Annotated in this window: 8 protein-coding genes; 3 read left to right on the top strand and 5 right to left on the bottom strand. The window is 59.1% G+C overall.

The annotated features are described in order from the left end of the window. Positions 1 to 208, top strand: a 208-nt coding sequence (locus RQ593_RS07320; RefSeq protein ID WP_311450223.1) for a hypothetical protein, incomplete at its 5' end; no start/stop codon positions are given. Positions 209 to 258: 50 nt separating this feature from the next. Here the strand turns inward: RQ593_RS07320 and RQ593_RS07315 are convergent. The 3 genes from RQ593_RS07315 to RQ593_RS07305 all read right to left on the bottom strand — a co-directional run bounded on the left by RQ593_RS07315 (position 259) and on the right by RQ593_RS07305 (position 4,188). Next, a complete protein-coding gene (locus RQ593_RS07315; RefSeq protein ID WP_049354402.1) occupies positions 259 to 1,545 on the bottom strand; it encodes an RNA-binding domain-containing protein in 1,287 nt (428 codons plus the stop codon). Between the two features lie 214 nt (positions 1,546 to 1,759). Further along, on the bottom strand, positions 1,760 to 3,067 hold the full coding sequence (locus RQ593_RS07310; RefSeq protein ID WP_311450222.1) for a M18 family aminopeptidase: 1,308 nt from the start codon (positions 3,065 to 3,067) through the stop codon (positions 1,760 to 1,762). 143 nt (positions 3,068 to 3,210) lie between these two features. Further along, positions 3,211 to 4,188, bottom strand: a complete 978-nt coding sequence (locus tag RQ593_RS07305; RefSeq protein ID WP_311450221.1) for a CPBP family intramembrane glutamic endopeptidase — start codon at positions 4,186 to 4,188, stop codon at positions 3,211 to 3,213. Positions 4,189 to 4,430: 242 nt separating this feature from the next. Here RQ593_RS07305 and RQ593_RS07300 point away from each other — a divergent pair, with 242 nt between their 5' ends. After that, a complete protein-coding gene (locus RQ593_RS07300) occupies positions 4,431 to 6,581 on the top strand; it encodes a hypothetical protein (RefSeq protein ID WP_311450220.1) in 2,151 nt (716 codons plus the stop codon). A gap of 131 nt (positions 6,582 to 6,712) precedes the next feature. On the opposite strand, the gene RQ593_RS07295 is transcribed toward RQ593_RS07300, so the two are convergent. Both RQ593_RS07295 and RQ593_RS07290 read right to left on the bottom strand, forming a co-directional pair. Further along, entirely contained in the window at positions 6,713 to 8,311 is a 1,599-nt protein-coding gene (locus RQ593_RS07295) for a glycosyltransferase 87 family protein (protein ID WP_311450219.1), read from the bottom strand. Continuing rightward, the gene (locus tag RQ593_RS07290; RefSeq protein WP_311450218.1) at positions 8,308 to 9,696 is read right to left on the bottom strand and encodes a glycosyltransferase 87 family protein; all 1,389 of its coding nucleotides are present in this window, start codon (positions 9,694 to 9,696) and stop codon (positions 8,308 to 8,310) included. Before RQ593_RS07290 ends, RQ593_RS07295 begins: the two co-directional genes overlap by 4 nt. 352 nt (positions 9,697 to 10,048) lie before the next feature. On the opposite strand from RQ593_RS07290, the gene RQ593_RS07285 reads away from it, so the two are divergent. After that, the gene (locus RQ593_RS07285; protein ID WP_311450217.1) at positions 10,049 to 12,943 is read left to right on the top strand and encodes a multicopper oxidase domain-containing protein; all 2,895 of its coding nucleotides are present in this window, start codon (positions 10,049 to 10,051) and stop codon (positions 12,941 to 12,943) included. Positions 12,944 to 13,173 lie beyond the last annotated feature (230 nt).

The raw sequence follows: 13,173 nt of genomic DNA, 5'->3' as shown, positions 1-13,173 counted from the left end.
GCCAACAGGTTTTATCGTATTGTGGGTTAATTCAAAGACCACAAAGACCCCTTTTAAGAAAGAAAACCCCCCCCCCCCCCCCCCGAAAAATTTTGAAAAATTTTTAAAAAATAAGGGCGCCGGGAACCTTACGTTCCCGGCGCCCTTCACACTCCCTATTCAAGAAACGAGCAAGGTGTATAGCGGAAATTGTTTAAAAATTAACTAAGGAAATAAATAATTATTTAAAATCATTAGGAAAGCCCTCAATTTCATTTTTCAAAACTCAACATTTTCAAAGATGTTAGAGGGGTCAACATTAATCATACTTACATTAATCTCCCCCTCAATGGGGCGCTGGAGATTCGGGTCAGTCACACGATAAAAAACACCCGTATTCACATTATCTCCATTTACAAATATTCCAATATTGTCCTCTTCTGAAGTTACAGTTTGCCCGGGACTAATAGAACCAGGTCGCCAGGTTACAACCCTCGAATCACCAACTTGAGTAAAGTTCGATGACCTAATATTCATTAACCCATAGGGGCGCATGAAATAGTATTGTGGTACCGCCATGAATGGAAATATCTCAAAGTCTTTACATTCATAATCCTCATCCTCCAAATTTACCAAATAGACATCTCCTGAGAACCTGTATTCAATGAAAGGATTTTCTAGCACTTTGCTTCCAGTGTTGATGACCGAGAATATAGCTGGTTTAAGATTTAACTCCAATAGCCTATTAAAACATTCTTCATATCGTTTTTCATCATTTCTATACGCTTCAAGCATATCCTTAACAGATATATGATGTAGAGGATCTTTTATTATCCAGCTATTTCCCCATAATGAATTAGATCTTTTATTTTCAATAGTTTTTTTCCGCAAGAATTCATTATATTTTTCCTTGGGGTAAGAATACAAGTTTTTAAGAAAATCAGCATCAACACGAGGTCCTGCAAAAATCTCAGATACACCCAAATTAATATCTACATATCCACCAAGCAATCGATTAATCATGTCGCGAACTTGAACAGAGTTTGCCTCGATTGTTTGCGTTGATTCACGACAATAAATCGCGCCATCCCTGAGCTGATCAACACGCTTATCAGCGTCGTAACTTCCAGAGCATACATAAATCTCTTGCCCATTCACTGGAGGATCAACAATTACAAACAGAAGATTTTTGCCCTCGAAAGCATGAGTCACAAAGCGGTACTTTGGAACTGCGGACCCAAAATAGCTTCTTGCAGCTCCTTCAAACTCATGCTGCTCTGGTATATTCTCAAGACCGCATACCTCATCCTTAGTAACACCAATGAGCATCACTCCATATCCCCGGTAGTCTCTCATTGCATGATTTTGGTCACGGTTTGCGGATGCCAAAATAAACTTAGTTATTTTCGCAAATGATTTTTTACGCTCACTTCTAGAAAATTCAAGGCTACTTTTAACTTCTAGCCCCTGTGATTCTGCACTATCCCCCACTGCTTTAACCCACGCAGCAATCTTATCCCGTGATTCTGGAATATTTGGGTCAATATTAGTATCGAGGTTCTCCATAAAATTTCTCTCCTAAGAAGAACAAAATATTTAGAAATGCAATCTAGCGTTTACTCTTACTTGCTCTCTATTGTATGAGGAAAACCCAGATATTACTTCTTGCCTCGTCACTCTTCGTGGACACCCCCGAAAAATTTTTAAAAAATAAGGGCGCCGGGAACCTTACGTTCCCGGCGCCCACTCCCCAGCTGTTCATACCTCAGCGGGGTTCAATTTAGAGGCGGAAGAAGCCTTCCACCGCGCGCGTCATGTACGCCATATCGTCCACATGGCACATCTCGCGCATCGAATGCATCGACAGCAGGCCAATACCCACATCCACGGTGCGCATACCCAGACGGGTCGCCGTAATCGGGCCAATCGTCGAACCACACGGCATATTGTTATTCGACACGAACTCCTGATACGGCACACCAGCCTTCGCGCACGCCGCCGCAAACACTCCAGCACCCACCGAATCCGTCGCGTAACGCTGGTTCGCGTTAATCTTCAACAGCGGGCCACCACCGGGCAGCGGCTGCACGGTCGGGTCGTGGTGACCCTGATAGTTCGGGTGCACCAGGTGACCGGCATCAGCCGACAGGCAGAACGACGCCGCCACCGAACGGCGGTACTCCTCCGTGCTCTCACCGCGCGCAGCGGACAGGCGCACCAAAATATCCTCCAGGAACGGGCCCGCCGCACCACTACGCGACTCCGAACCAAGCTCCTCATGGTCAAACGCCGCAAGCATCACAGTCTCGGTAGCGTGCTCATCCGCATTATCGGCAACGTAACGCTCCAGGGCGGTCAAACCCGCGTGCACCGAAGACAGGTTATCCAGGCGGCCAGAAGCGAACAGCTCCTGATCCGCACCAAAACGGCGCGGCGGCTGCGAATCAGCGAACAGCAGGTCGTAACCCACAATGCTCTGCGGGTCGACCGGCTCACCGTCAATCACGTGCTTCGCCATGTAGCCGAGCACGTCGTTCTCCGCCGGATCCACACCCCACACGGGGTACATGTTGAACTGCTTGTCCAGCACCAGTTCGTTACGCTTGTGGTCCAGGTGCGGCGCCAGCTGCGGGATGCGCGCAATCGCGCCGGTGCGCACCAGGCGGTCCTTCAACTCCCCGCCCTCAAGGACGGTGAGGCGGCCCGCCACGCACAGCTCGCGGTCCAGGAAAGAGTTCAGCAGTGCACCACCGTAATTCTCCACGGCAATCTGGTGCCAGCCCTTCGTGGTGATGGAGGAAGAAGGCTTGACCTTTAGGGAGGGCGAGTCGGTGTGCGCACCCAGCACGCGGTAGCCGCTTGCCTTCTGCGCCTTCGCGCCGCCAGCCCAGGCGATAATCGCGCCGTCACGGACAACGAAGTGGCGGCCGGTTGCGACCTGCGGGCCCCATGCTTCGGTCTCTACGAGCTCGGTGAAGCCTGCTGCTTGCAGGCGGCGCGCTACCGTGCGCGCGGCGAGGTAAGAGACCGGCGAATCCGCCACGAATGCGGCGAGGTCTTCAATATTTTTTACAGCATCAACAGTCATGGTTTAACCCTACCTTTTCTTGGGTGTTGACGGGGTGACCGGGGCTGATAGTCCACGCGGTGTGGAGCAATAGCCCTGGTAAGGCTCGTATGGGGCGGGGCGGGCGGGCGAGGTAGCCGAGCTAAAACAACCCGCCGAATAGCCTATTTATCAACCTTGAGCGGTTGTGTTTCACGTGAAACTTCGCCGCGGCGAGCGCGTGCGTTGAAGATCAGGCAGGCGAGCACCACGTACAGGCCTTCCAGCGCGATACCCTGCAGCGCATCCACGGGGGTCACGCCCTCGGAGGCGAAGGGATCCATGCCAGCCACCATGGACAGCAGCATCAGGATCACATTATTTGCCACGTGCAGGCTGATGGAGGCTTCCAGGCCGCCGGTGTACCAGCAGAGGAAACCCGCGTAAATACCCATCGCCAGAATCGTACTCTGACCCCAGGGGTCGTAGGCGTGGGAGAGCATGAACAGCACGGCGGGCAGCACAATCGGCAGCCAGGGGGTGCGGAGCCAGCGGCCCAGCATCTGCATCATGAAGCCGCGGTAGGCGAGCTCTTCGGCGTAGCACTGCACGGGCACCAGAAGCAGCATCATCGCCACATAAACCCAAAATTCAACCTGTGGAGGTTGAAAATAGCGGTATTCGGGCAGGCTCTCACCGCTCAACGCCAGCATCACGGCGTAGTAGATGCCGTAAACAGCGAAGCTCAAACCCAGGTAAGGAAGCAGCAGCGAGCGGCGCAGACGGCCAGCCACCGAATGGATCAGACCCCAGGGCTTCGGGCCCACAACCAGGCGCGCCAGAAAGAGCGAAGGCACAATCGCGATGAGGGAGAGGAAGGTCAGCGCAAACAGCGCCGGGTGTTCCATAATGACGGCACGGTTCGTCGCTACATCATGGAGGGAAAGTCCCGAACCCATAATCGTCATAGCCAAGGCAACTGAAATGATCAGGTTAAGGCCAAGAAATACGGCGACGCCGAGCAGACCTTCCAGCAGGGGTGAGAACCAGCGGGATTTCGGGTCGGCGTGAGAGAGACGGTGGTAGGCAAGACCGGCAGGCGCAGGAGCAGCGGGGGTTCCGGGGGTTACCTGCGGGGGTGCGGGGGGCGGTGTCGTGTTCATTCTTTAATCCTAGCTTTCGCGGGCTCGATGGTGACCGGGCATACTGAAACCTTCAAGTGCTGATTGATACGGATTGTTTCAAAACCATTGAAAAAGCCGTGAATAAGGCTGAAAACCCACCATTCACGGGGTTCATTTTCTGAACCTATGCCATAATTTGAAGCGATAATACGCTCATATACATAGTCGCTGATGACCGCTCTTCCGGGGTGTTTTTTCAGCACCAGAAAGGCTGCTTTCTTATGGCACTCGTCTTCAATCCGCCGCCCAACTGGCCCGCTCCTCCTGCCGGATGGGCCCCCACTCCTACGTGGCGCCCCGACCCCGCGTGGGGTCCCGTTCCTGAAGGTTGGCAGCTGTGGGTCGAAGAGCCCGAGCCCGAACCCATTCAGGTTGAAGAGGCTACTATTGAGCCGCTGGTTCCCGAGGAGCCCGCTGCTGAGGCAGCTCCCGCTGAGCAGGTTGTTGAGCCGGTAGTCGCTGAGCCGGTTGCTTCCGAGCAGTCCGCTGAGGCGCACGTTGTTGAGGCACCCGCGGCTGAGTCCGCTGTTGAGGCTGAGCAGCCCGCCGATGTTGCGGCACCGCTGACCGTTGAGGACGTTGACCTGGAGCAGCTCGCCGCTGAGCTCGAAGGTGAGCAGATCGTTGAGGTTCCGGAGGTTGCAGCTCCCCAGGCTGAGGCACCCCAGACTGAGGCACCCGCGCAGGAGTCCGCTGAGGAGTCTGAGCCGAAGCCGATGCGTCACCTGACTCAGGTTCCGCTGGCAGGTACCGCTCTGCCTGAGCAGGTTCTGACCCCGCAGGCTTCTGCTGAGGAGACTGTGGCTGAAGAGCCCGCTGTTGAGGCTCCCGCAGCTGCTGAGCCGGTCGTTGAGCCGGTGGTCTCCGAGCAGCCCGTTGAGGCGCACGTTGTTGAGGCACCGGTTGCCGAGCCCGCGCTCTCTGAGCCTGTTGCATCCGAGCCGGTCGTTTCCGAGCCTGTTGCAGAGCCCGTTGTTGAGCCGGTCGCCGAGGTTGCCCCCGAGGCACCCGCTGCCGCTGAGCCGGCAGTCGAGCCGGTCGCTGAGGCTCCCGCCTCCACCGAAGAGGCTCCCCACACCATCGAGAACTCCCCGCTCGTTGAGTTCCACACCCCCGAGACTGAGCGCACCGTCAACCTGTCCGAGCGCACCGTGAACCTCTCGGAACAGCCCGGCCAGAACGTACAGCCCGGCCAGAACGTGCAGGGTGACCAGAACGCACAGTTCATCCCAGCTGGTCAGGCACCGAACGGCTTCCAGCCGAACCAGGCTGAGGGCTTCCAGGGCCAGAACTTCCAGGGTGGCAACTACCAGGACCAGGGTTTCCAGGGTCAGAACGCTCAGGGCGGCCAGTTCCAGGGCAACCCCTACCAGGGTCAGCCGTACAACGCTCAGCAGCCCTACCAGGGTCAGGTGTCTGATCAGGACCAGGCAACCGTGGCGCTCAGCAACCCCTACATGACCGAGCCCGGCAACCAGGGCAATGGCGAGGACGGCTCCGAGAAGAAGGGTCTGCTCTCCGGCACCAAGATTTGGGGTGTTATCGGTGGTGCGCTGGCTCTGCTGATTGTCATCATCCTGGCGATTGTCATGCTGATTCCGCGCGGTAACTCGAACCCCGCCTCCGATTCTGCGGCGGCATCGAGCGCGGCGGCTACTTCCGCTGAGGCGTCCTCCGCGGCAGCATCCTCTGAGGCTTCTTCCGCTCCCGCATCTGAGAGCGCGGCGGCAGGTACTTCCGCTTCTTCCGCAGCACCCGTTGCTGCTGCTGAAGCGAAGATGCCCGAGGGCGAGTTCAAGGAATACAAGAAGACCGTCGCCGACAACAAGGACACCATCGACATTGAGAAGATCAAGGGCGATGTGTCCGCAGGCCTGATCTACTACGAGTTCAAGCCCGCAGAGGGCGTGGTCAACGCCTTCATCACCAGCCGTGACGACAAGGGCAACCTCACCTCGGGTGTGAGCGTTCTCGACTCCAGCCGCGACGGCAAGGAGATCAAGGGCACCGCGTGGATTGACGCGAGCAGCCACTCCACCCCCACCCGCAAGCTGGATCTGACCGGTAAGGGCGAGTGGACCATCCGCGTCTACGATGCAGACTCCGCACCCCACTACAAGAAGGGTGAGAAGTTCCAGAGCACCATGAACTACTACGCTTTCACCTACGAAGGCACCGAGGCGACCATGGAGTTCCAGACCAACGGCCCGACCACCCGCGGCTTCACCGTTCTGAACGCGACCAAGAACGACCCGTTCTTCTCCTCGACCATGCCGACTGTGAAGAGCAGCCTGCAGTGGGTTCAGAGCAACAAGAGCTACCTGCAGGTTCGTACCGACTCCGCTGTTACCTGGAGCATCGGCACTAACTAGCAGCTTGGCTGGCTAGGTCAGCAGGCTGGGTATAAAAGTATCCCCCGCGCCCGTGATGGGTGCGGGGGATACTTTTATGCTCAGCGGTTATGTCCGGCGGGGTTTACGCCCTGCTGGAGGCGCCCGCCGCTTTAGCGGGAGTACTTCGCCTCCGCCAGTTCGTCACCTGCGATGCGTGCCGCACGTTCCACCAGCTGACGATTCGCCAGGTACACGAAGAACGTCACCAGGAAGAACAGGTACATCAGCTGGTACGGCATGGTGCCCGCCATCAGGCCCAGGGAGCCTTCGGGCACCATCAGAATCTGATCCGAGCTGAAGTGCGGGGAGAACGCCAGCACAATCCAGAACGGCGAAATGTACATGCCCACCAGCGCCGCGGTCGCCAAAACAACAGCCAGTGTGAAAACAAAGGAGCTGACCCGCTGGTACATGAGCGGGAAGATCTCCATAACCACGGCGGCGAGCATCAGCGGGTACCAGGTGTTGTGGTGCGACCAGCTAATCGGCGAAATCTGCAGCATCATGAACGCGGTCAGCGCCAGCTGCGCCATGAGCGCGCGGGCACGAATCAGCGGAACCAGCAGAACCGCGGTGACCAGCACAATCAGCAGGGTCAACGCCACCTGCACCACGGACAGGGCGGTCGCCGTCAGGTGATGCTGCAGGCCCGCGTGGGTCAACGCACCCATAATCGACACGTTATCGAAGTAGCTGAACCAACCCACACGCGAAGTATCACGCAACGCGTGGAACCAGAACGTCAGCGACTCCTCACGAATCACCAGGAAGCCGATACCCACGGTCGCGGCGAAGCTCGCACCCAGGGTCGCAATGCCCTTCCAGTCCTTACGCATGAGCAGCAGCAGACCGAACGCGAGCGGGGTCAGCTTAATACCCGCCGCAATACCCAGCAGCACACCGCGCGGAACGCGGGTTGCCGGGCGCATAAAATCGGCAAGAATCAGCACCAAAATGATGGCGTTAATCTGCCCAAAATGTGTGGTCAAACGCCACGGGCCGCACATCCAAATCAGCGCCGCAATCAGCGACACCATACCCCAATGACCCAGGTGCTTCTGCAACGGCAAACGCCACGAACGGCTCCGCGCGTAGGAGTACAGCAGGTACGCGCACCAGTAGCTGAGCGCGCAAATAATGGCGGTAATCAGCAGCATGCTCTGCGGTTCGGTGAGGAACGCGAGCGGGTAGAAGAGTAGCGCCGCAAACGGCGGGTACGTGAACGGCAGGCCGCGCGTGCTGAAGGTGTACAGCTGGTAGCCGTCCGGGCCGTCCGCCAGGGAGACAGCGCCCAGGCGGTACACGTAAATATCGTCAGCCGCCGCGTACGTCACGTAGTCGAAGGCATAGAGGGCAACCAGGATGAACAGCAGGTGCGCCCAGAGAGCGCCGCTACGCATGCCGGGGATGCGGTCGAAGAATCTGGGACGCGCAGGTTTTGTAGGTTCCGCAGCGGTTGCCTTGGCAGTTCCCTTGGCGGTTTTCTCGGTGGGTTCGACAGTTTCCGCCGCGGGTTCAGTAGAGGGCTCAGCGGCAGGCTCCGCGCTTTCTGTAGCACTTTCGACAGCCGGTTCCGCAACCGCGGTAGAAGCCCAGGGAATCCTCGGCGCAGCCGCCGCAGTATTCTCCGCGGTCTTCACCGCGTTCGTAGCGGAGTTCTTATCAGTATTCTTCACAGGGGTCTTTTCTAGTTCCTTATCGCGGCTCACGGGGTTGCCTCACGAGAAGCAGCGGCACGCACAGACTGGGCGCTCTCGGTCACCAGGTCGCGAGCGCCCCACCAGCCCAGCGGTGCATCGCTACGCACAGAACCGTACTGCACGGGCTCAACCTTCGCGCCACGCACCGGCGCGCTCAGGGCGGCAACCGACCAGAGCGTCATCGTCACCCACAGGCAGAACGCCGGAACCGCCGAAACCGCCAACGCACCCGGAGCCAGCTGCTCCAAACCCTCCGCGCTACCGTGGAACCACGACGCAATCCTAATCGGCGACAGGTACAGACCCAACACCGCAACCACCGCGAACACGGTCGCCGTCACGCGCAACCACGACGGCTGAACCGCAAAATAGGTCGGGAACGCATCCAGGATGAACACGGCAGCCAGCAGAGGCAGCAGCACGTTGTGGTGCGACCAGCTAATCGGCGACAACGCCACCATCAAGGAGGCGGTCACCGCCACCTGCGCCAGCGCGGCACCGCGGCGTTCCAGCTGGTACAGCAGCGCGGCGGTCAGCACAATCGTGACCAGCGCCAGGACGTAGTAGACGGGCTTCGCGGCGCTCTCAGAGAGGCCGAAGTGCAGCAGCCAACCCTGAATCGAGACGTTATCCACAAAGTTCAGGCCACCCACACGCGAGGGGTTCGTCAGCGCGGAGAACCAGAACTGAGGCGCGTCCTTAGGCATCAGAATGAAGCCCAACGCAATGGTACCGAAGAACGTCGCGCCCAGGGTCGCAATGCCCTTCCAGTCGCGGCGGACTAGCAGAATTAGACCGAACACGAGCGGAGTCAGCTTCACGCCGCCCGCAATACCAATCAGCACGCCGCGCGGCACGCGGGTTGCCGGGCGCACAAAATCGGCAAGAATCAGCGCCGTAATGAACGGGTTAATCTGAATCAAATCCAGGGTGCGCTGCCACGGGCCAGCCGCCACCACCAGAATGGTCAGCACCGCAATCGTGCCGGCACGACCAAAGTACTGCTGCAGGGGCAGCTCGCGGCCGCGCGCATTCACGTAGTTGTAAATAATCGTGGAAATCCACCACGCCACCACAGCCGAACCGACAACCATAATGACCATGCCGACTTCCAGAGGCATGAACGCGAAGGGCAAGAACAGCATCGCCGCGAACGGCGGGTACGTGAACGGCGGCTTGTTCACGCCGTGATCGTTCAGGGTCGGGGAGTACAGGTCCTGGGTGAAACCCTCGTTATCGAAAATGGTCATCGCACCCAGACGGTAGATGGAGAAGTCCATACCGGCGAAGGGGTTGGTGAGCAGTTTGACGACGTATCCACCGCCAACAATGAGGATAAGTGCCACAATAGCGATTTTTCCCCAGATGGGGGTGGTGGAGTCAGTCCTTGTCACGAGGTGCTTGTCCTTACCTTGGTGCCGGCGGATGCGCGCGTAGGGTGGGCGGGCATCTGATTTTGGAATCCTAATAGTTTATCGCGCGCACCTGTGAAGGGTGCATCGGGGAGAAGAATCAGGAGAGAAGATTTACAGGGGCAGAATCGCTCGAGTGAGCAAGCGCAACCATCACGGTACGAGCCGCCTTCATATGCACGTAATGTCTTCAAAATTGGTACTACAGGGGCAATATAATGGGCTTATTGGCACTCCGCCTATCCTAGCGCAGGGCCCACCCCAACGCAGGGGCAAGCGATGCCACCCCGCACACCGACGTCCACGAACAACCAGCAGTGAAAGCAGTGATCACGTGAGTGAACATCTCGGCACCCCACCCGAAGGCGAGAACACGAACGGCAAGCCCGCAAGCCTCTCCGGAGGCGGCTCCTCCGGCCTGAGCATTGGCATGCGTCCCGCTGAGGCGCCCGGCGCGAACCTCACCCCCGAAGAGATTGCACGCCGCGCATCCGGTCGCGGTACGTGGCATCGTCGCGCCTCCAAGCCGGTCTCGCACTGGATGTTTACCCTTATCGCCGTGCTTCTGCTGCATAAGTTCATCCCGAATAGCGGCTGGCTGATGGTGCACATTGTCACTCTCGGCCTGATTACGAACTCGGTTCTGATTTGGTCGCAGCACTTCACCGAAGCGCTCATGAAGATCAAAATCCCGGACGAGCACCGCGGCACCCAGGTGCGCCGCATCTTCATTCTGAACGCCGGTATTCTCGTGCTCATGATCGGCATGATCGGTCAGCTGAGCGTGCCCGGGCTCTACGCCGCCACGGTGGTGGGTGCGCTCATCGTCGGTTCGATGGTCGCCTGGCACGGTATCTACCTGCTGAAGCAGGTGCGTCAGGCCCTGCCGTCGCGGTTCGGTGTGACGATTCGCTTCTACATTGTTGCGGCACTCATGCTGCCCCTCGGTGCGGCGTTTGGCGGCATGATTGCCTACCCGAACCTGTCCGGTACCCTGCATTCGCAGTTCCTGCTCGCGCACGAGGCAGTGAACGTGCTCGGCTTCGTCGGTATTACCGCGGTGGGTACGCTGGTGACGTTCTGGCCGACCATGCTGCGCACCAAGATGGTCGACAAGGCGCTCACCCACAGCCTGCGTGCCCTGTACCTGATGTGCGGCGGCCTGGTGTTGACCCTTGTCGGCGCAATTTTTGGGATGCGTCCGCTCGCTGCCGCCGGCCTGGTCGTCTACCTGGTTGGTCTGCTGATTGTCGCCTGGGTGATGGTGCGTACCCTGCGCACCAAGCGCCCGAACGAGTACCCGCCGATGAGCGTCGGTATGGGCTTCCTCTGGCTGATTGTTGGCGTGGCTGCGACCGCGTACATGGTGGCAACCACTCCGTTCGCACAGCTGGACATGCGCGCCGTCACCCCCATCTTTGTGGTCGGCTTCCTGCTGCAGCTGCTACTCGGCGCAATGAGCTACCTGCTGCCTCAGCGTATGGGCGGCGGCCCGGCGGTGGTTCGTGCCTCCAATAAGGAGTTCAGCCGTTTCGCGGCGGCACGCGTGACCGCAGTGAACCTGGCGCTCGTTATCTTCATGATGCCCAGTTCCGTGGTGGGCCAGTCCATTAAGATGGCGGTCGCCATTGTGGGCGCCCTGGCGCTCATCGCGTTCATTCCGCTCATGGTGCGCGGCGTGAAGGCGTCCGTGAACACCCGCAAGGAAATGATGGCGGCACGCGCCCGCGGTGAGAAGCCCGTCTTCACCCCGGAGGCGCTCACTCCCGAACCCGTCCCGCACGCCAAGCAGAGCTTCCAGGCGGCACTCGCGGTGGCCATGGCGTTCCTGCTGGGCTTCGCCGTGAACCCGTCCGCGCTGAACCTGCCGTCGTTCTCTTCGGCGGGCTCCGTGGCTGCGACCGGCCAGACCACCACCGTCAAGGTGAAGGCAACCAGCAACTACCGATTCACCCCCGCCGAGGTGGAGGTGCCCGCCGGTAACCGCCTGGTCGTCGAGGTCACCAACGACGACCAGGGCATGACCCACGATCTGACCTTCGACAACGGCGCAACCACCGGCACCATCAACCCCGGCGAAACGAAAACCGTCGACGCCGGCATCATCAGCGCCGACCAGGAAGCCTACTGCTCCGTGGCGGGCCACCGCTCCCTCGGCATGGTGTTCAAGGTGAAGGCGACCGGCGCCTCCGCAAACCAGGTGGCGCAGGGCGGCCACAACCACGGTTCTGCGGGCACCCACAACCACGCCGCATCGGGTAGTACCCCGACCCTCATGACCGTTGCGAACAGCAAGATTGACATGTCTGCGGCACCCGGTAGCGGCTACAAGTACCGCGACCCGAACATCCCGGCACCGAACACCGCCGAGCAGGTGAACGGCAAGACCGTCCGCAAGGTCACCCTGGACGTGCAGGAGGTCGACCGCGAGGTCGCGCCTGGCGTGACCGTTCACATGTGGACGTTCAACGGGCAGAACATGGCACCGATTCTGCGCGGCAAGGTCGGCGACATTTTTGAAATTACACTCGTCAACAACGGCACGATGGGCCACTCGCTGGACTTCCACGCGGGCATGGTCTCCCCCGATAACACGATGAAGACCATCGCCCCCGGTGAGCGTCTCGTCTACCGTTTCGAGGCGAAGGCCGCCGGCATCTGGCTGTACCACTGCGGTACCGCCCCACTGAGCCTGCACATGACCCAGGGCATGTACGGTGCGGTCATTATCGACCCTGCGGACCTTGACCCGGTCGACCACGAGTACGTGATGGTTCAGGGCGAGGCGTACCTGCACGACACCGGCAAGACCGCCTCCGACGGCAACAAGCTGGCGGAGAACTCGCCGGAGCTGATTGCGGCGGGCACCCCCACGCTGACCATGTTCAACGGCCACGCAACCCAGTACAAGGCGAAGCCGCTGCAGGTGAAGAAGGGCGAGCGTATCCGTGTTTGGGTGATGGCGGCTGGCCCGAACCATGGCACGAGCTTCCACGTGGTCGGTTCGCAGTTCGACACGGTCTACAAGGAGGGCGGCTACCTGATGCGCCGCGGCGCGGATGCGTTCGGCAGCCGTGACGGCCACAGTCAGGCACTCGATTTGGCGCCCGCGCAGGGCGGCTTCGTGGAGATGCAGTTCTTGGAATCCGGCACCTACGTGTTCGTGAACCACTCCTTCTCGGAGATGGAGCGCGGTGCCGCCGGCAAGATTGTGGTCACCGACCGCTAATAGCTGGTAGCTCGTAGCTCGCACAGGGCGCTTCTAACGCCCGCCGAGAGATTGACCCCGCCCGGTGCATCCTGTGATTGGATGCGCCGGTCGGGGTCTTTCTGCACTGTCTTTCTGCGCCCGCGCAAGCACCCAAGCAGGAGCCTGCACGCACCACGGCGAACTATGCTTTTAGCCTCATGGGCGAACTTTTCTTAGCCAGGAGCGGGCATGGTGCGCTAGTCTATAGG

The organism is uncultured Rothia sp. (assembly GCF_963507905.1).
Classification (GTDB): Bacteria; Actinomycetota; Actinomycetes; order Actinomycetales; family Micrococcaceae; genus Rothia.
This window is presented reverse-complemented; position numbering and strand designations above follow the sequence as displayed.

Coding starts and splice junctions, on each gene's coding strand:
- RQ593_RS07300 (WP_311450220.1), top strand. CDS start 4,431: ATGGCACTCGTCTTCAATCCGCCGCCCAACTGGCCCGCTCCTCCTGCC.
- RQ593_RS07305 (WP_311450221.1), bottom strand. CDS start 4,188: ATGAACACGACACCGCCCCCCGCACCCCCGCAGGTAACCCCCGGAACC.
- RQ593_RS07310 (WP_311450222.1), bottom strand. CDS start 3,067: ATGACTGTTGATGCTGTAAAAAATATTGAAGACCTCGCCGCATTCGTG.
- RQ593_RS07315 (WP_049354402.1), bottom strand. CDS start 1,545: ATGGAGAACCTCGATACTAATATTGACCCAAATATTCCAGAATCACGG.